We start from the raw sequence: 21,824 nt of genomic DNA, 5'->3' as shown, positions 1-21,824 counted from the left end.
ACCTGGTTTTTTTCAAAATTGATGATTTGACTAGTAGGAGGATGACAGATGAAAAAATGGTTGTACGGCTTTACAGTTTTTTGTCTAGTGCTTTACTCTACTCCACTACCAGTTGCAGCAGCAGCTGAAGCAGAGAATGCTAAACCAAAAGTGATACCAAGTTTACAAGAGTGGACTGGCGGTAGTGGTTCTTTCAAGATGACGGACAGTTCCAAAATCGTAATTCCCACGAGTGAATGTTTATGCGAACTACCAGCTACGGCAGAGGTCTTTCAAGAGGATCTTAAAGAATTAACAGGGTACGATTTACCGATTGTCCCAAATAAGCCTGCTTCAAAAGGTGACTTCCTGCTTAGGCTCGATAAGTCAGCTGATGAATCAATTGGTAAAGAAGGCTACTACTTTGAAGTTGGCGATTACGTGGAAATACATGCAAACACCGAGACCGGTGTGTTCTATGGAACAAGAACGGCACTACAAATTTTGGAGCAAGATCCTGAGAAGGCAAGCATTGTAAAAGGGGTAGCGAAGGATTTCCCTAAGTATGGAGAACGCGGTTTTATGCTTGATGTAGGACGCAAGTTTTTCACGATAGACTTCCTGAAGGATTACGCCAAATTTATGTCCTATTACAAAATGAATGATTTCCAGCTCCATCTGAACGATAACGAGATTTTTAAGGATAACAGCAGGGAGCATTGGAACAAATATACGGCTTTCCGTTTAGAAAGTACCAAGTATCCGGAATTAACGGCAAAGGATGGACACTACACGAAACAGGATATGCGTGAATTGCAGGACATCGCCAAAATACGGGGGCTTAACATCACGCCGGAAATTGATACCCCCAGCCATGCTCTTTCATTTACAAAGGTTAGACCAGATCTGGTTAAGGATAATTTGCCTGTCGATCATCTGGATATTACACGTCAGGAAACGGTCGATTTCATCAAGGATGTGTGGGACGAATATTTAGATGGGGAATGGTTTGATTCAGAAACGGTTCATTTTGGAGGCGATGAATTCGCACCTAATGATCGGACTACTTTTGAGAAGTATCGCGAGTTTTTGAACACGATGAACGAACACTTAAAGAGCAAGGGAAAGAAATCAAGAATGTGGGGCAGCTTGAATGCATTCCCGGGTACCACGGTAGTAGATAAGGATATAGCCGTAAACGCCTGGAATAACGGTTGGCAAGATCCGGTAGCATCGGTGAGAGATGGATTCAAAATTATCAATACGGTGGATTCCACGCTCTACATTGTACCGAAAGCTGGATATTACCATGATTATCTGGATTCTCAGTGGTTGTTTAATAACTGGGACCCAACGAACTTTGGTGGAAATACGAAGCTGCAGGAAGGTGAGCCGAACCTGCTCGGTGCGATGTTTGGGGCTTGGAACGATATGATGGGCAAGAAAGTAAGTGAGGCGGACGTCCACGATCGTGTGAAGAAAGCGATGCCTGTCCTTGCAGAAAAGATGTGGAGAGGCCAGTCCACAGACAGCACATTCACCGAGTTCCAGCAGTTGTCAGCGAAGCTAGGCGAAGGTCCTGGAACGAATTTATTACATGAAGTGAATACGGCCACTGATCTTGTTGTTCATTATCCATTTGAAGAAGGCGCGCAGAGAGTCTCTGATCAGTCCGGAAATTCCTATGATGCTACATTAGGAGCTGGCGTTACTCGCGTGGATGATGGAAAAACAGGAAAAGGCGTACGGTTTGCAGGGACTTCAGATCATATTCAAACACCGCTGCAAATAAAGGGCTTCCCTTGGACGGTTTCCACGTGGGTTAAGCTTAATGATCAACAAGAAGCGGATGAAAAAATACTGATGGAATCCGAATATGGTGCAATAAAGCTGAAGCAGAAAGGGACACCAAATGCCGGATTCACCCGAGAGGGCTATGATTACAGCTTTAATGCAGCGATTCCAGTTGGGCGCTGGGTACATGTTGCCTTCAGAGGAGATCTAAATGGAACTTCTCTGTATATTGATGGGGATCTAAAAGGTTCTGTTACTGTAACGACAATGCTACCTGCGGCTATCATCGGCAGTTCATCCAAAGCAATCACTGGACTACTGGATGAATTCAAGATTTTTAATCGGGTGCTATCAGGAAAAGAAATTGCGGAGGAAGCAGGATCACCCGCTTGGACCATCAATTTAGCTGCTCACAAAACAGCAGTAGCTTCTTCCGTCGAAGTACCTCAATTTCCGGCTAGTCTTGTAGTGGATGAGGTTGATACGGGTGCTTCTCGCTGGTCCTCTAAATATACCGACAACGAGTGGATCTATGTTGATTTAGGCCAAAGTACTGACATTAGCAAGGTTATTTTCAAATGGGAAAGTGCTTATGCCAAAGGCTATAAAGTTCAAGTATCCGATAATGCGGAGAACTGGCGGGACGTTTACACGACTAACGCTGGCGTTGGCGGAGTAGAGATTGTCAAATTCCCAACTGAACAAGCGAGATATGTCCGAATGTTAGGTACGAAGCGAGTGGGAACCTATGGTTACTCCATGTATGAATTTGAAGTCTACGCTCCTAACCCAGAGGATCCTGTAGAAGTTCCAGCGCCTGTGAGATATTCAGCGAGCTTTGAGAATAACTCGCTCGAAGGCTGGGAGCATGTCATCGGTAAAGGTGTCGGACGTATGGAGCTTGTAGAAGCACCTGATCAAGCGGGTGAGCATGCCGTTAAGTTCACCTCGAACAGTGTAAATAATCTGTTTATCGATCAGCAATCTCCGAGCATTGGAGATGGTGAGATCGAGTTTAAGATTACGCCGCAGAGTGATGTTATACGAACGGGTGTTATTTTGCGCTATGTCAATAATGATGCTTGGGCTTCTATAGGCTTTGATCAAGGTGCTTGGTACTGGGTGAACGCTCAGGATTCGTACGGTTTATTGAGCAATGCTCAGGCCGCCAAATTGAAAAAAGGCACAACATCGACCGTAAAAGTGAAGTTTGAAGGGAAACATGTAGCGCTGATTATCAATGGAACGACTTATTTTGATGATGCTATTGCACAGATCCCACCAGACGCTGGGAAAATGGGGGCTAGAGTATTCGGTCCTTCAGTTACCGTGTTTGATAATTTTATATACAGCAATAACGTTCCTGAAGTTCCGGTAACCGGTATCAAGCTGGATAAAGCTGAAATTTCGATGAAGGCCGGAGAAACACAAACGCTGAGTGCCTCCCTTCAACCGGGGAATGCAACGAATAAACAGGTGACCTGGAATAGCAGCGATGAAGCTATTGCGACTGTTCAAGTTCAAGGCGGGAAAGCTGTCGTGACTGCGTTAAAGGCAGGAACCGCTGATATTACTGCAACTACCGTATCCGGAGGACATAAAGCAGTGAGTAAGATTACAGTGGCTAGGGAGGTTCCAGGTGAAGTGGCAACAAGTTTAGCTGCTCCGAAAAGCGTTCCTTATGGTCAGAATTTCGACATAACGATAGGTCTCCACAATGTTACAAAGGCGGTGTACGCCCAAGATATCACGATTGAATTCGATGCTTCACTAATGGATTATGTATCCGCTAATGCGTTGGTGGACGGCGTGAGTATCCTTGAGACGAAGAATACAGAAGGCACTGTACGTCTGATTCTGGCTAGCCAAGGTTCAAGGAGTGCGATTAAAGGGGATGTTGATGTAGCTAAGATTACCTTTAAGGCTAAGGATCTGACAGAACCCCAAACCGGACGTATTACTGTAAAGCGTGCAACGCTTGGGGATAGCGAAGGACAGGAAACAAGCGCAGCTACTTCCTCGGCTCAGGTGGAGTTTACAACAACAGTGCCAGAACCTTCTAAGGATTTGAATGGTGATGGCAAAGTCAGCATCGGCGATCTGGCTATTGTCGCAGCTAACTACGGAAAGAGTTCTGCAGACCCAGATTGGGATAAGGCGAAACGGGCAGACATCAATAGTGACGGCAAGGTCGATCTGACGGACCTGGTGCTTATAGCTAAAGACATTGTGATTGAATAACAATAGCAGCTTGAATCCAAGCGGCAAGACAAGGAATTCAAACTACAGTGGAGGCTGTATCCTGTCTTGCCGCTTCATTTGAATGGAGGGAATGGATTGAGATCAATTTATAATCGCTTTGGTATGTGGATGCTGGCATTGATGATCCTTATGGTTACAGGGCTCATGATTCGCCCGGAAACCGCCCATGGTGCTTCCGTTGGTAACATTTCTGACTTCGTAAAGAAAGATAATAACATGTTTGAGATTACGTCAGGCTCTGACAAGATTAAAGTGATTTTTCAGCGGGAGGATATGTTCCGGATTTGGCTTGGTGTGAACGGGCAATTCAAGGAATTGACAGGAAAAAGCGTGGAAAAGCCGATCGAGCCAATCGTCATCAAGGATGATTTCGGACCTGTTAATGTAAAGTGGTCTGATGAAGGTACGTATTACAAGATGGAAACAGGAAAATTCGTGCTGAGAGCCTACAAAAATCCGTTGAAGTTCGCCATGTACAAAAGTGACAACCAAACGGTGGTGTGGGAAGAATCTGCTAGCTTGAACTATAACGGACAGACAGCCTCACAACAGCTTATCCGGGGTGAGGATGAATATTTCTACGGCGGCGGTATGCAGAATGGATTCTTCAATCATCGTGATCGCAAAATTACTATCGCTAACAACTATGGGGATTGGGGAAGCGGCACGGTTTCGAATCCTGCACCATTCTACTTGAGTACTGCAGGATATGGAGTGCTTCGTAACACTTTTCAAAGCGGTACTTATGATTTTGATTCGACCGTCAAGCTGACGCATAACGAAAATCGGTTTGATGCTTATTATTTCTACGGTGAGACAATGAAAGATATTTTGAACGCTTATACAGATCTTACAGGTAAACCATCCTTGATTCCTCGTTGGGGTATGGGACTTGGTGATGCGGATTGTTACAACAGAGATCCAGAAAAGACCTCCGATGTCGTTAACCTTATTGCTAAAAAATATCGGGAAAATGATATGCCTGGAGCCTGGATTTTACCGAATGACGGATATGGTTGCGGTTATACGGATCTAGGCAACACCGTTGACGAACTACACAAGGAAGGTTTCTATACCGGACTATGGACTCAAAATGGTGTTGATAAAATCGCGCAAGAAGTTGGCGTAGAGGGTACAAGGCTCGCTAAACTCGACGTTGCCTGGGTGGGACCTGGATACGATTTCGCCCTGGGTGCCAGCAAACAGGCGTTTACAGGAATTGAAGATAACTCTGACGACAGAGGTTATGTCTGGTCCGTTGGTGGCTGGGCAGGTACCCAGCGATATTCTACCGTCTGGTCCGGAGATCAGTCGGGCAACTGGGAATACATTCGATTCCATATCCCGTCGATGATCGGAGCAGGGCTATCTGGGATGCCGTACTCAACCGGAGATATTGATGGGATTTTCGGAGGAAGCGCTAAAACCTACGTTCGAGACTTACAGTGGAAGATCTTCACTCCAATCCTGATGAACATGTCTGGTTGGGCAGCCAAAGATAAGCAGCCTTGGGTATGGGGAGAACCTTATACGAGCTATAACAGGGATGCATTGAAGCTAAGACAGCAATTGACACCATACTTGTATACCTATCTCAATGAGTCTTACGAGTCCGGGGCTCCGATCATGCGGGGAATGATCTATTCTTATCCGAATGATCCGAACTCCAAAGGAACTTTAACACAGTATCAATTCATGTCTGGGGAATCGTTCCTGGTTGCGCCAGTATATACCGACACGACTATGCGAAACGGAATATATCTTCCGAAAGGAAAATGGATCGATTACTGGACAGGAGAAGAACATTACGGTTCAAAAATGTTAGACGAATACAATGCTCCACTGGATCGCTTGCCGCTTCTAGTAAAGGGCGGGGCTATCATCCCGATGTATCCTGAATCGTTATACGACGGTCAGGTTCCTCCTGATCCAATTACTTATGATATTTATCCTTATAAATCGTCAAGCTTTACGATGTATGAAGATGATGGTATATCGAAGGAGCATCGTACAGGCAAATTTGCCAAAACATTAATAACCTCCACCGCTCCTGAGCAAGGGAGTGGAGACTTGATTATAAAGGTTGGAGCAAGCGTAGGTGACTATAAAGGCAAATTGGAGTCACGTAAGAATCAGTTTACAATCCACATGCCAGATCACCCGGAGGCTGTTTCTGTAGATGGAACATCCTATCCTGAATTGCAGTCCAAAGCAGCATGGGATGGCGCAACAAGTGGCTGGTACTATGCTAAGCAAGATAAAGGCGGCATCCTGTACATTAAAACACCATCCATATCCACTGATAAGGAATTTGTTGTGAAAGTCGCAGGCTTTACAGCAGATACGACTCCACTTGTAGATGCTGTCAAAATTGAGCTGCCTCAGGTGGACACAGACCCAAGTCGTATTCCGCAGGAAGATATGATTGCAACTGCAACGAATGCGGCTTCGGATACGCCGGCAGCTAATGTGCTGGATGGCAGCTATGAATCGATATGGCTTTCTTCAGCAAATGCTGGAAGTAAGCAGAGCATCACTTTAGACCTGGGGATTAAACAGTATGTGAATAAAATGAAATACTTGCCAAGACAGTACGGTGGCAAAGACGGCACAATTACAGGTTACAAGCTGTATACGAGTATGGATGGAACCAACTATACGCTCGTAAGCAGTGGACAATGGAATGATGACAAACTAGAGAAGACGGTGAATTTTGATACAGTTGAAGCTGTTTTTGTGAAACTTGAAGCGACAGAAGCTGTTGGGGGTGTCGTATCTGCTGCAGAGATCAATCTGTATCGTGATCTATCACAGCCTTCACCGACAGTGATACCTAAAAATGAGATGACAGCCTCAGCGAAAAGCTTTCAGCCTGGTGCGGAAGCAGCTAAAGCGATTGATGGGGACCGGAATTCCGCATGGCATACGAAATGGGATGGATCCGATAAGCTCCCGCAATCCATCATTCTCGATTTAGGTAAGGTTCGCAATGTTAGCCAATTCCGGTATGCACCACGTCTGGATGCTGGGAACGGAACCATTACCTCATACAACCTTTACGTCAGCACAGATGGAGAAGCATATACGAAGGTATCCAGTGGTACCTGGCTCAGAAACAACTTGAAAAAATACATCCTTTTCGATAGTGTTTCCGCCCGCTATGTGAAGCTTGAAGCAGCTGTTGCACTTGGAGGGTTCGCTTCGGCTTCGGAGGTCGATGTCTATGAGGCGCCGAAGGCAGCTCCTGAAGTTCGATTGATTTCAGAAGGTAAACCTGCTACAGCGGACAGTGAGGATCAAGCGCATCCGGCTGGCCTCGCTAATGATGGGAATGTGGACACATTCTGGTCAGCAGCGGATAAGAACAATAGCCATAGCTGGACGGTTGATCTCGGTATGATGCATTCCATTAAATCCTCCGAAGTTTCTTTTGAACACAGTAACAAGGCTTATCAGTACAAAATTGAAGTTCGGGAAACCGCGAACTCCAATTGGATTACAGTAACGAATCGAACGAATAATCAGGAAACTGGCACCATTCAGGATACATTTGGAAGCCAGGGTAGATTCGCTAGAATTACGATCACCGGACTGCCTGATGCTCAATCAAAGGCTGCTATTCGTGAATTCAAGCTGTTCGGCATCCCGCTGGAAGACGGACAGAAGGTTACTGGCATAAAGCTTGACCGTGAGACACTCTCACTTAAGGCGTTGGACGCACCGGTTCAATTGAAAGCGAGCATTGAGCCTGAGAATGCCGGTAATAAGACTGTGAAGTGGGTAAGCGGTGATCCTGGTATTGCCAGTGTGGACAGTAAAGGAATGGTCACACCAAAAGGGCAGGGCACGACATCGATTACCGCGACGACGGAAGAAGGCGGATTTACAGCAACAAGTGTGGTGACGGTTACTGGACAGAGCAACCTAACCGAAATTCCGCAAAGTCAAATGAGTGCAGAAGCTACGAGCTATGAAGCAGGCGAAAACGATCCGAATTTGGCATTGGACGGCGATCCGGATACACATTGGCATACGAAGTGGTTTAACGTTGATCCACTTCCGCAATCAATTATGGTGAATCTGGGTGGAAAGTATACCATCAGCAAGCTAGGATACTTACCTCGGCCGGATGAAGGCAATGGCACAATTACTGCTTATAACGTGTACACAAGCACCGATGGTGTGAATTACACGCTCATGACAAGCGGGAACTGGCTGCGAAGCAAACAGCTCAAGGAAGTGAATTTCGCTCCGGTGGAAGCGACTCACATTAAGCTGGAAGCTGTAAAAGGCGTGGGTGAATTCGCATCCGCAGCCGAGATTACAGTGTATCAAGTGCAGCAGGAAACGGCTCATGTGCAAGCCGTATTGAGTGCTGATGCATCCGTTACTTCCGGCAAGCCTTTTGTTGTCCGGTATGATGTGAACAATATCTCCGGGAAGGTATTTGCACAGGACATCACCATTCAGTACGATGCTGATCGCATGGATTATGTGTCCGCTAAATCACTGATCCAAGGTGTTGCGATTGTTGAAGAGACAATTAAAACACCTGGAAAGCTTCGTTTGATTATGGCGAGTGAAGGTGCGGAATACGGATTAAGCGGAAATCAACAAATTGCCGAACTGACATTCCAGGCAAAAGAAGTATCTGAGACGGTTACCGTTAATATCAGCGTGTCAGAGGTACTGCTAGGTGATGAAGACGGAGCAGAGACCGCAACTGCCCCAGCTACAATCTCTGTAAAAGTGAAACCAGAACAAACAGGAATATCAGGCGATCTTAACGGCGACGGAAAAGTCAGCATTGGTGACCTGGGTATCGTTGCTGCACACTACGGCAAAGACTCATCAAGTCCTGATTGGCAGCAAGCGAAGCGTGCGGATATGAATGGTGACGGTAAGATCGATATTACAGATCTTGCTCAATTAGCGAAACAAATCGTAACTCAATAACACACACTAACATCCTGAACAAAATTTAAAAGATGAAGGTGAGAAGAATTTGAACAGTAGTCGATGGTACAAAAAGGCGGTAATGATGACCATTATCGCCGTGGTTTTAAGCTGTGTATCTTTTACGAACCCTGTAGTGAACGCAGATGCATCTGATCCTACACCTTCTGCTACTTTAGTAGGGAGTAAGAAGGTTGTTGCGCCGGGGGAGTCTTTTACCGTGAAGTATGGGATCACCAGTGTCTCCAGTGATGTGTATGCACAGGACATTATCTTTGAATTTGATCCGGCTGTCATGGAATACCTTCCAGATTCAATTCGCTCTTTGCAGGAAGGCGTAATTATTATCAATGAACCATCTACAAGTACTCCCGGTAAGCTAAGGGTTCTCTTGGCAAGTTTGGGTAGTCAGTATCCGATTACTAGCGATGCTGAAATTGTTGAACTTGGTTTCAAAGCAGCAGATGTAATACAAGACACAGAGGGAGTTATCCGGCTTACTCAAGCGATAATAAGTGACAGTCAAGGGGAAGAATCCGTGCTCCAACCGGCATCCTTAACCATTCAGATCACAGTAAATACAGGATTACCTGGAGATCTTAACGGCGACGGCAAAGTGAGTATCGGCGATTTAGGAATCATGGCCGCGCATTACGGTAAGGATTCCTCCAGTCCAGATTGGAGTAAGATTAATCACGCAGATCTGAACAAGGACGGCAAAATAGATATTGCTGATCTTGCTGCACTTGCGAAAAAGATTGTGGAGTAGTAGGTTGCCTCATTTTTACAATCAGTGGTTGTTATTATGAGAGGGGATCAACGCATGCCAATCGGTAAAAGTAGATTAGTCAGAAAGACTGCAATTCTACTATCTGTATGGATCGCTTGCTCGCAGCTACTTATCAGCATACTTCCGTCTAATGGTGTTTTGGGTCCAAAAGTGTATGCAGATGTTCAGTCGGCAGCTGAAACTGCGCCTACGGCAGATCAGGATTTGTCATTATGGTATCAAGCACCGGCCACGAACTGGGAGACGCAGGCGCTCCCTATCGGAAATGGTTATATGGGTGGCATGGTATTTGGTGGTGTTGAGCAGGAGCGAATTCAATTTAATGAAAAGACACTGTGGAGCGGTGGGCCTGGAGCAGATTCAAATTATCAATATGGTATTAAAGACGGTGCTCAGCAACATGTTGAGACCATAAGACAGCTTCTAAAAGAAGGGAAAATTAATGAAGCTAAGGCTCTTGTAGGGAAGATTACTGGTGTTATGGGTGCTGGTGATAGTTCTTTCGGGGCGTATCAAGCATTTGGTGACGTGTTCTTAGATTTTAACCGTCAGTCAGCGTATACGGTAACAGCGAGCTCGGATAATCCACAATACGGCGAGCCTATTTCCAATTTAACCGATGGTTCGGTAAATACGAAATGGTATTCAGGTGATGGAGCACCACCTTTTTGGGTGCAGTGGGCATATGAAGAGGCTAAGGTAATTACCGGCTATTCGTTCACTTCAGGGAATGATGTGCCTGATCGGGATCCGAAGAGCTGGACGCTGAAAGGCTCGAATGACGGGCAGCAGTGGACCGCGCTAGATAACAGATCCAATGAAGAGTTTGCAAGCCGCAAACAGAAGAAATCATATACTTTTTCCAATGCTACAGCTTATAAATTCTATAAATTCGATCTTGTAAGCAAGGGCGGAACGAAAATTCAATTGTCCGAGATGGAGATGACAAGCGCATCGGGTAACAGCGGTGCTCAGACGTACTCTGATTATCGGCGTGAATTGAATCTTAATGATGCCATGGCAAGAGTGTCCTATACTTCGGGCAATGTAAAATTCAAGCGTGAGTATTTCATCAGTTATCCGGATAAGGTCATGGTGTTGAGACTGACAACGGATGAGCATCAGCCGATGACCTTCGATGTTCGCCTTACTGGAGCTCAGCCGTCCAATACGGTGAAGGGGGAAGGAAATAAACTGACGTTAAGTGGAAAGGTACCCAGTAATAAGATGGCATACGAAGCGCAGCTTCAAGTACAGCATGAAGGAGGAACTGTAACAGCGAAGGATGGGAAACTTACTGTGAACGGTGCGAGTGTTGTCACGATCCTGATGACCGCTGCAACAGATTATGCCAATAATTATCCTACGTATAAGAGTGACAAGACGCCAAAAGAAATTGTAGAAGCGAACCTAAACGCAGCATCCGCTAAATCATTCAATCAGTTGCGTGCATCCCATTTGACAGATTATAAGGAACTGTTCGATAGAGTCTCACTTGAACTTGGTGGGGTTGCTACAAATCTTCCTACGAATGAGCTTTTGAATGGTTATAAAACGAATGCTAGTGACGAAGAGAAAAGAAGCTTGGAGGCATTATTTTTCCAATATGGTCGTTATTTGCTTATCGCATCCTCCCGGGAAGGCTCACTGCCTGCTAACCTACAAGGGGTATGGAACCAAGTAAATAATCCACCATGGAACAGTGACTATCATACGAATATCAATGTGCAGATGAATTATTGGCCTTCCGAGGTTGTTAACTTAGCGGAAACCGATATTCCGTACATTGATTATATTGATTCCCTGCGCGAGCCGGGTAGGGAATCAGCCCAAAGACATCATGGAATTGAAGGGGAAGGCTGGGCGATTCATACCGTCAACAACCCATTTGGTTATACTGCGCCAGGCTCTGATTTTTATTGGGGCTGGTCACCGGCTGCTAACGCCTTCATGGTGCAGCAGGTGTGGGATCACTATGCTTTTAGTGGAGATAAAGATCTTTTAAGAGGCCAAGTGTATGACATTATCAAGGAAACAACACAATTCTGGATTAAATACCTGGTCGAAGATTCAGACGGAAGTCTAGTATCATCTCCTTCCTACTCTCCAGAGCAAGGGGATATATCCGTCGGTGTGTCTTATGATCAGGAATTAGTCTGGGAGTTGTTCACACAGTTCATCAAGGCTAGTGAAATATTGGGTGTGGATGAACAGCTGCGTAACGAGGTCATGGAGAAACGAAGCAAGCTATGGATGCCGCAGGTCGGAAGCTGGGGGCAGGTGCAGGAGTGGAAGAATGATATCGATAGTCCAACAGATCAGCACCGCCATATCTCGCATCTGATCGGCTTGTATCCAGGTACGCTTATTAATGAAGTGAATAATCCGGAGTTATTTGCAGCAGCAAGAGTCACCTTGAATTCTCGTGGCGATGGTGGAACGGGGTGGAGTAAAGCGAATAAGATCAATTTATGGGCACGTCTGCTTGATGGTAACCGAGCGCATAAACTGTTAGGTGAGCAGCTTAGAGGCAGCACGCTCGACAATTTGTTCGATACACATCCACCGTTCCAAATTGACGGTAACTTCGGAGCAACTTCAGGAATCGCAGAAATGCTTCTACAAAGCCAAACTGGAAGTATCGATTTATTAGCTGCTTTACCAGATGCATGGGCTACCGGAAACGTTAAAGGACTTGTGGCAAGAGGCGGATTTGAAGTGGATATGCGCTGGGAAGGTACGATCTTGAAAGAAGCCTTGCTTACTTCTAAGCAGGGTAATAAGGCTTCTGTTAAATACCCTGGATTTGTCCAATCCAATAAATTCAAGGTCGTTCGCGCAGGAAGCGGGGAATCCATCAACTTCACGGTGAATGGGAACTTGATTGAATTCCCAACAGTGAAAGGACAGCAATATAAGATTGTATCCAGTGTAAAGCCACCAGTGCTTCCAATAAAAGTAGATGATAAAGATCCGTCGATTGTATATACCGGAAAGTGGAGTCCTTACAGTGACGCAGGCGATTACAAGGGCACAGAAAGCTATAGTAATCAGCAAGGGGCTTCAGCGTCGTTCACGTTTACAGGAACATCAATTAAATTTATCAGCGCTTTGCAGGCAAACCACGGACATTTCGATGTGTATCTCGATGGAGGGCTAGTCGCTGAGGGTGTTGATGGATATGGTCCATCGACGATGAAGCAGCAGGTATTATTCCAACAATCCGATCTCTCTAAAGGGGAACATACAATTAAGATTGTCGTGAAAGGGGCGAAGAACAACGCCTCTTCGAATACCATTGCGATGATTGATGCTTTCGAATATGTTCCTGTTGAACGGAATGAACCTACTGCAATAACTTTAAGTGGACCTAAGTCGATAAATCAAGGTCAGACCTTTACAGTTGACATGGGCGTTAGCAATGTCACGGATGCGACCTATGCGCAAGACATTAGATTGAAGTACGACGAGAATCTTCTAGAGTACATCTCGGGCGAATCGATGAACGATGGGATACAGGTGTTAGAATCAAAGAATGATCCAATCGGAACCATTCGCCTAATCACGGCTAGTACGGGAACTGGTCTAACCGGTGATGCCAAGGTGCTTGAACTAAACTTCAAAGCAAAGCCAGTGACGAAGTCTGAGTTAGCGAGCATAAAGGTAAGCAGTGCTGTATTTGGTGACGCGAATGGACTGGAGACAGAAGCCGATCTTTCAAATATCGAAGTCGAGATTAAGGCAGATGAGCAGCCGCCGATAAAATCCGGAGACTTAAATGAGGATGGTAAAGTGAGCATCGGTGACTTGGCGATTGCAGCTTCGCACTATGGTAAAGATCAGAACAGTGTAGATTGGCAGACGGCTAAGCGTGCAGATCTTAATAATGACGGAAAGATCGACATTATGGATTTAGCAGCAATTGCTCAAAAAATATTGAATTGAGAGAAGGACACCTGAGTTTTTACTCAGGTGTCCTTCTTTTGTAAACAAAAAAGGTTCTATAGGACAAAAAGTATCAACTCCACATCAAAAGAGATCATGTGGTTACGTTTTTATAGCCTATATAATGGAAAAGTGTTAATGGAATTACAGTCAGAATTGTAAAATCAAGTGCTTACAGAAGTCGAGCAAGTTTATTCGAGGGGGATAGCCAATGAAAAGCAAGGGTAAAAAGAAAGCGGCATTAAGTCTAGTTATGATGTCCATTGTATTGTCTCTGGCAGGATGTGGCGGGGGGACAAATGGGGCTGAAGCTCCAGCTCCCGAGAAAACAACAGCTGCGACGCAGACTGAGCCAGCGAAGACAGACGAGCCCAAGCCTGAAGAGCCGAAAGTAGCGGGAGACCTCGAAATCCAATACTTTGTCGGTGGTTATGGAGACGGTTGGTGGAAAGAAGTCATTGGTGAATTCAAGAAGAAGTACCCAGATGTCAACATTAAAGAATCCGCAGGTTCACAAATCAACGAGCAAATGAAGCCCCGCTGGATCCAAGGTAATCCGCCAGATGTTGTATACATCGATGGAGCAGGCTCGAACGAAACGCAAATGGTGCTCGACGACCAATTGATGGATATTACAGATTGGGTTAAAGATGCGAGCAATGTGGACGGCGAGCAGCTTACGAGCAACTTGATCGCACCTCCACAAGACTACAGTGGCAAAAACTATACGATTCCACTCGTATTCGGATCATGGGGAACCTTCTATGATGAAACCCTGTTTACTGAAAAGGGATGGGATGTTCCGAAAGATTGGGATAGCTTCCTCGCCACAAGTGAAAAAATCAAAGCGGATGGCGTATATCCTTACATCCATACCGGTAAATACCCATACTACATCGTGGGAGGTCTCTTAAATACAGGTTTTGTATCTGAGAATGGAGACAATCCGCAAATCTTGAAGGATCAAGAAGCAGCAAAAGAAGGTTCTTTCAAAAATGATGCTGTAGCGAATACCTTGAAAAAGATCGTTGATATGAGGGACAAAGGGTATTTCGATAACGCATCGTTCGGTATGAGTCATACAGACTCCCAAATGCTCTTCTTACAGCATAAAGATGCAATGATTCCTAATGGCTTGTGGCTCGAAAATGAAATGAAAAAAGATGTTCCAGAAGGCTTCAAATTTGGATTCATTCCTTCCGTTATGCAAAAGCCAGGCGGTAAATTTGTAGCTATTCCTTACACTAGTAACATTGCAATTGCAAAGAAGGCTAAAAATCCAGATGCAGCAAAAGCATTTATTGAATTTATCTTTACGAAACAAGCCGCAGTTCGTTGGGCTGAGCTGACTGGCGCTTTGATGAACGTCAAGGCAGATCTGGAATCTTCAGGCGCAAGTGATGTTGTTAAAACGGCAATGAAATATTTCAACGGTAGTGACACGATCGTTGCTCCTGTATTTAAATTGGCCGCGGACATTGAGCAGGCTGAGAATGATGCAACCATTGCATTGCTGCAAGGTTCCATTACACCAGAAGAATGGATGGACCGTATGGAGAAGGCGGCAGCCAAAATCCGGAAGTAAATTCATGACTCTTCTTTCTAAACAATCAGAGGACATACGTGCCTCTGATTGTTCTTTCAAATTTAAGGGGAGGATGGCTTACGCCCATGAAGAACAATAAATTGTGGAAACGTAATTTGTTTATTGCGAGTTTCTTGCTGCCTACGTTTGCTATCTTTTGTTTATTCACTATTTATCCGTTGTTTCGAGGCTTGTACTTAAGCTTCTTCGATTGGTCAGGCGGTTCCGAATCGATGAATTTTATCGGTATTGATAATTATAGACAATTATTCTCGGATGAGATCATACCAAAAGCCATTTCGAATGATTATTTCTTGATTTTTTGGAAGGTCATCTTAATCATGTTATTTGCAACGTTTTTCGCAGTTTCATTGACCCGTTTAAAATTGAAAGAATACGGTTTTTACCGAGTGGTGTTTTTCTTTCCGAATATCATTTCCGTAGCCGTTATCGGTGTATTGTGGAGTTTTATATACAATCCCCGTCTTGGATTCCTGAATGCATTCATCTCGTTATTTACAGGAAAACCAGTGGAAACGAACTGGTTAGGTGATTCAAACCTCGCAATGTGGTCACTTCTTCCTCCTAGTGTATGGGCTGGTATCGGATTCTATATGCTGCTCATTATCGCTTCTATTCTAGGTATTCCTTCCTCGCTATATGAAGCAGCCAGTATTGACGGTGCGGGGCAATGGCAACAGTTTACTCGAATTACTTTACCCCTGATTTGGGAGCAATTCAAAACCTCTATCATTCACATCGTAATCACAACACTGAACGGCTCCTTTATTATCGTTAAGCTGATGACGGATGGTGGCCCGGATAATCAGACACAAGTGCTCGGTTATTATTTGTATCAGATGGGCTTCAAACAGTTCCATTTAAGCTACGGGGCAACCATCGGGGTGCTGATCTTACTGTTATCTTTAATCACTACTCTAATTTTGCAGCGCATTCTTCACCGAGAGTCCATTGAAATGTAAGGAGGAAAATACTTTGAACGATAATCCCGCCAAAAAACCACTTCTGCTGATATCAAAAATTGCAGTTCGTTTTTTCCTCATCTTGTGGAGCTTGGTAGTCTTATATCCTGTTCTTTGGACATTCCTGACATCCTTAAAGGATAATCAGCAGGTTATGCTCGGGAAACCGTGGGATTTCCCATCTATTTTTCGTTTTGAAAACTATTCAAATGTGTGGAGCAGAGCAAACTTTGGCGATTACTTCCTGAACTCCATTATAGTAACCGTGGCTAGTACACTGTTATCGCTTATTATGGCTGCTACAACAGCATATATATTAGCTCGGTTTACCTTTAAATCTAGAGGCCTGTTTTATTTTGTATACGTTGCTTCAATGATGATTCCAACCACACTCGGATTGATACCGTTGTTCTTTCTTCTCGGAGATATGAATTTGTCCAACTCCTTAGTAGGGCTCACGCTTGTTTATTCTGTCGGAACGATTGGCATCCTTCCATTCGGTATCTTCTTTCTGGTTGGATTTTTCAAGGCACTTCCCCGTGAGCTTGAAGAAGCCGCAACAATTGATGGATCTTCACTTTACGGCGTTTTCTTCAAGATCATGTTGCCATTATCGAAGCCAGGATTAATCACAGTAGGAATTATGAATGCTTTAACGGTGTGGAATGAGTACATCATGGCCACGGTATTGATCAACGATCCAGCGAAATACACCATTCCTGTCGGAATAGCCATTATGCAAGGGGAAATGCAGTACAGAACGGAATGGGGGCCATTGTTTGCGGGTCTTTCCATTTCTATGATTCCCGTCATTGTGATGTATGTGTTGTATCAACGTCAAATTACGGGTGGGTTAACAGCAGGTGCGTTGAAAGGTTAATTATAGGAGGTGTTAAGGAAATGCCGAAGAAGATTCTCAGTATCTTCATTACACTTATAATGGTGGCCGGCTTGTTCTCCAGTTTTGCAGCTGCAGCGGATGTAGCTTCTGATCTTCCGCAAAATGATGCGAAAATAACGGAATCCTATGAAATCTATCCATTACCGCAGCAACAAACCGAAGAAGCAACAACCTTAACCATCACACAAAATGTAAACGTTGTTATTGAAGATACGATTGACCAGCCGACAAGAAAGCTGCTTCAAAGGATACTGGATTCCAAATCACTTCAGGTCACTGAGTCAGGAGCTGTAGTAGCAGGGAAAACAAATATCTTTTTGGGAACTAGAAATTCATCAGGCTATGTAGACAACTACTTCACTCAGAATATTCCCTATGAGGCGGATCACTTCAATGAGCTGGACGCTTATGTTCTTAACGTTAGCACCAAGCAACAGAATAAAGGTGTTATTGCGATATTAGGTAAAAATACGGATGCGGCTTATTATGGCCTGGCATCGCTGAAGATGATTTTTGATCAAATTCCTGATCTGCAGGTTCGTAATCTCACCATCGAAGATTTCTCTGATACTCGCTCACGGGGATTTATCGAAGGCTTTTACGGCACACCTTGGTCACATGAAGATCGAATGAGCTTGATGCGTTTCGGTGGAGAGTTGAAGATGAACACTTATATTTTTGCACCTAAAGATGATAAGTACCATAACGCGCAATGGAGAACACCTTATCCTGCAGCTGAGCTTGCCAAGATCAAAGAACTGGTGGATGTCGGTCATGAATCCAAGACGCAGTTTGTATGGGCGATTCATCCAGGGTTCAATATGATCAATTGGAACAATTATGATGCTGAACTCCAAACCTTACTTGCGAAGCTTGAACAATTGTACAGTGTCGGCGTACGTCAATTTGGACTATTTATGGATGATATCAGCACATCACAATCGTTAGTGGATAAGGACAAACATGTTAGGCTTATTACGGATGTTGCGAATTGGGTAACGTCCAAGAAAGACGTCAAATCATTAATTTATTGTCCTCCATATTATAATAAAAGCTGGACAGGAACGACTGGCAGACCCTATCTTGAAGCCTTGAGAAATGTGCCAGAGAATGTAGATATAATGTGGACCGGAAACGGTGTTGTTGCCTCTGTTAATGCAGCAGATATGCAGTGGCCCAAAGATGCACATGGAAGAGACCCTTATATGTGGTTAAACTGGCCAGTGAATGACTATAAGGATGCAAGACTGCTGCTTGGTAAAGCAGAAGTGCTCATTCCAGGTACACATAATATTTCAGGTGTAGTGTCAAATCCTATGAAGCATGCGGAATTATCTAAGATCGGTATCTTCGCGGTTGCGGATTACACTTGGAATGTAGATGATTTTGATCAAGAGGAGAGCTGGCTCGATTCATTTAAGCATATTGCTCCTGAAGTTGCCTCTGAGCTTAATACGATCGCCTATCATATGAGTGACCCATCGCCTAGCGGCCATGGACTTGTAGTAGGTGAATCGGAAAATATTAAAGCTGAGCTAGCGCAATTCTTAAGTCAATACTCAAGTGGTCAGCCGATAGAAACAACGGGGAATACATTGATTCAAGAATTTGATCTAGTATTGGATGCCATCGCGTCGTTTAGAGTAAATAACACGAATGAAAATATGGAAGAAGAAATTGATCCATGGCTAAATAGCTTGCAAAATGTCGTTCTTGCCGATAAATCGGCAGTTCTCTCTGCGATAGCAATCCAGAAAGAGAATGTTGATCAGGCATGGGAAGCACTGGCTAAGGCCACAAGCGCATTAAGCTTATCCAAAACATTCAAAATTGAGAAGCTTAATTCTCCAGATGTGACGGTCGAGGCAGGAGCAAAGCGGCTGGTTCCTTTTGCTGAGCAGCTCATCAATAAACTGGATGCTCAGATTTATACTTTGGTAGACCAGGAATATGTTAAACCTCTAGCTGTAAGCTCTTATGGTTCTCCTTCAGGATTAAACCTGATGGTAGACGGAGATTTAGCAACGAACGTCTATATTCAGACGCTTCAACAGAATGGGGACTGGTATGGCATTGATTTTGGCAAAACCATTAAAGTGGAAGAAATAGCGATCACACAAGGTAGAAATGACACGGATTTCGATATTTTCCAAAGGGGGATTCTAGAGTATTCCGTGAACGGTCAAGAATGGACTGCAATCGGAGAAGAGCGTTCCGGGTATAAAATTTCTGCTTCCGGGCTCAATGTGGAGGCAAGGATGGTTCGATATCGATTGACTCATGCTGGAATACCTGGAGGTAAGCCTGATTTATGGACGGCAGTTCGCGAGTTTTCCGTAAATGCAGGTAAAGATAAGGTAGCCATTTACACCGATGTGACAGAGTTGAAGGATACTCCTGTTATGGTAGCAGATAATTCTGTGCAATTATCGAATATGAACGGAATCACATTAAAGCCATCCCAATATGTTGGGATTAATTTGAAATCCATTGAAGAGATCACGCAAGTGGTGTTGGAAGCTTCAAACGGAGAAGTCCGGTTAGAATCATCAAAGAACGGTGTGGAATGGGAACAGGTTAATGAGGGGAATGGGGCGTTTGCTAGTGCTGCCTATTTCCGGATCATAAACAAGGGAACTGAGAATATCACTGTAGATCTGACAAGGCTCATGATCAAGCTGAACAAATTCTCTCCACCAATGATTACTCATAATTACGGAAGCATTTATGAAGGTTCTATCAACAACGTGTACAATGCTTCTTTAGAGAACAAGGTTTGGTTCGGCTCGATTCAATCGAAAGGGAAGTATATTCAGATCGACATGGGCGGTGTGGTGAATGTCCAGAATGTAGCTGTCGTGATTGGAGACGGTGAAGGAGATTTCTTCCGTAAGGGAGATTTACAGCTGTCACTAGACGGACAGACATGGGATACGATCCATACGTTTACTAATCCAAATGATCGGAGTTTGAATTTCCCTGAGCATGAGGTGCCTTACCGTTATAAGCGTGTTCAAGTTGACGGCGGCAAGCAAGCCCGCTATGTAAGATTGATTTCAACTGAAACCTATGATGCATGGCTCGCGCTTAATGAAATTTTGGTTAATGAAGGGATTGAAAGACCGGGAACTTCCAATCCGGCTATCCAGGCTGAACCTGCTGGAAACATAGGAAATGAAGCATTGCTGTCCGTTGACAAAAAGCTCTCCACCTTCTATATGCCGGGTGCTGGGAATACGGGTTCCTTAAATTATAAGTTGTCGAAGGATACGAAGGTAAAAGAAGTGATAGTTTTGCAAAATCCATCGGATAATTCAAACGCTGTGGTGTCCGTTCGAGATGCGATTGGATGGCATAAGGTTGGTAACCTGTCCTCATCTTATAATACATTTGATACCTCCAAGTATAGTTATGTGTTTGAAGTGAAGATTCAGTGGGAGGGTTCGATTAAACCCAAAATCCACGAGATCATTACCGTTAAAAAAGACGGGAATGGTGAAGTTGATCCATCGGGTAAGATGACTTCTGTTCTGTCTGGGGTAGACACTGTAGCTGGAGGTAATGACTTTCAACTGGCGTTTGGGGTAAAAAGTGTAACAGATGCTGTATATGCGATGGATATAACCATGAACTATGATCCTAAGCTGTTGGAATTCAAGGCTGCTACTTCCTTGCGTAGTGGAATCCAGGTGCTTGAAACTGCTAATCACACGCCTGGAAAACTACGACTGCTGGTGGTGAGTGAAGGTGCGGGAAATGCTGTGACTGGCAATCTGCAGCTGTTATCCTTGGATTTTGGTACTAAGACAGTAGCGGAAGCTACAGAGAGTACTATTCAGATTGAAAAAGTGATCGTAGCCGATGCGGAAGGCAAGGAGAGCGAAACTGTCACGTCGAGCCATAAGCTCAAGATAACAGCAGAAGAGCCGGAGCCTGGTATGACTGGTGACATCAATAAAGATGGCAAAGTGTCCATCGGTGACTTAGCGATTGTCGCTGCTAATTATGGCAAGGATACCAGCAGTCCGGATTGGGCTGAGGCTAAACGTGCCGATATCAATAAAGATGGTGTGATTGATTTGAAAGACTTAGCGCTGGTAGCTCGTAAGATAACAGAATGAGTAGTAGCCTTCAACCCATAACAAATTAGCAGATATAATCAAAAAAAAGGAAGTGTCACCGCAGCCATTTCATGGCTTTTGGGACACTTCCTTTTTTTGCTTGAAGAGTGCTAGCCTAGCTATGCTCCGCTAACTGTACCTCGAAGCCGTCCGGGTCCAGTATATATAAGAATCGCAGATGGGGATTTGGTGTGATCGGTCCGCGTGCGACGGGGATACCTTGGCTTTTCAAATACGCTATGGCATCGTCGAGCGATTCCACTTCGAAACCAACAGAAACGCCGCATTCCGGCTTCAGTGCCGGATCACTACCCTGAATAAGCTCGATTTTGGGCTGATCCACCGTGCCTAACATAACAATTTGTTTTCCTCTACTCTCAAATCTGCGGTCAATGGGAAGCCCCAGAATCCGGTTATAAAAATCAAGGGAAGCCTCCAGATCGCGCACCCTAAGCGTTACCCAATTCATGCTCAACTTCATGATTGTAATGTCCTCCTCTATCTATTT

Annotated in this window: 9 protein-coding genes; 8 read left to right on the top strand and 1 reads right to left on the bottom strand. The window is 44.5% G+C overall.

The genetic code is table 11. From position 1 onward, the window contains the following. The first annotated feature begins 48 nt into the window (after nt 1–48). From ACFWMP_RS05245 to ACFWMP_RS05210, 8 genes are all read left to right on the top strand, one after another. Entirely contained in the window at nt 49–4,014 is a 3,966-nt protein-coding gene (locus ACFWMP_RS05245) for a family 20 glycosylhydrolase (protein ID WP_379422367.1), read from the top strand. Between the two features lie 96 nt (nt 4,015–4,110). Next, nucleotides 4,111–8,991, top strand: a complete 4,881-nt coding sequence (locus ACFWMP_RS05240; protein WP_379422365.1) for a discoidin domain-containing protein — start codon at nt 4,111–4,113, stop codon at nt 8,989–8,991. A gap of 49 nt (nt 8,992–9,040) precedes the next feature. Then, nucleotides 9,041–9,760, top strand: a complete 720-nt coding sequence (locus ACFWMP_RS05235) for a cohesin domain-containing protein (RefSeq protein ID WP_379422363.1) — start codon at nt 9,041–9,043, stop codon at nt 9,758–9,760. A gap of 54 nt (nt 9,761–9,814) precedes the next feature. Further along, nucleotides 9,815–13,726: a glycosyl hydrolase family 95 catalytic domain-containing protein gene (locus ACFWMP_RS05230; protein ID WP_379422361.1), complete on the top strand. Its 3,912-nt coding sequence runs from the start codon at nt 9,815–9,817 to the stop codon at nt 13,724–13,726. A gap of 211 nt (nt 13,727–13,937) precedes the next feature. Further along, nucleotides 13,938–15,311 carry an extracellular solute-binding protein gene (locus ACFWMP_RS05225; RefSeq protein ID WP_379422359.1) on the top strand — a complete coding sequence of 458 codons (1,374 nt, stop codon included), beginning with the start codon at nt 13,938–13,940 and terminating at the stop codon, nt 15,309–15,311. Nucleotides 15,312–15,397: 86 nt separating this feature from the next. Next, nucleotides 15,398–16,294 carry a carbohydrate ABC transporter permease gene (locus tag ACFWMP_RS05220; RefSeq protein WP_042186594.1) on the top strand — a complete coding sequence of 299 codons (897 nt, stop codon included), beginning with the start codon at nt 15,398–15,400 and terminating at the stop codon, nt 16,292–16,294. A gap of 13 nt (nt 16,295–16,307) precedes the next feature. Beyond that, on the top strand, nt 16,308–17,174 hold the full coding sequence (locus tag ACFWMP_RS05215) for a carbohydrate ABC transporter permease (RefSeq protein WP_339246646.1): 867 nt from the start codon (nt 16,308–16,310) through the stop codon (nt 17,172–17,174). Between the two features lie 20 nt (nt 17,175–17,194). Further along, nucleotides 17,195–21,316: a beta-N-acetylglucosaminidase domain-containing protein gene (locus tag ACFWMP_RS05210; RefSeq protein ID WP_379422356.1), complete on the top strand. Its 4,122-nt coding sequence runs from the start codon at nt 17,195–17,197 to the stop codon at nt 21,314–21,316. A 115-nt stretch (nt 21,317–21,431) separates the two neighbouring features. On the opposite strand, the gene ACFWMP_RS05205 is transcribed toward ACFWMP_RS05210, so the two are convergent. Then, a complete protein-coding gene (locus ACFWMP_RS05205) occupies nt 21,432–21,797 on the bottom strand; it encodes a VOC family protein (protein ID WP_052404224.1) in 366 nt (121 codons plus the stop codon). Nucleotides 21,798–21,824: the final 27 nt, after the last annotated feature.

The sequence above is a fragment of the Paenibacillus sp. NPDC058367 genome (assembly GCF_042723305.1).
In the GTDB taxonomy this organism is placed as follows: Bacteria; Bacillota; Bacilli; order Paenibacillales; family Paenibacillaceae; genus Paenibacillus_AQ.
Note: the sequence above shows the minus strand (reverse complement) of the source record. Positions and strands in the feature narration are given on the sequence as shown.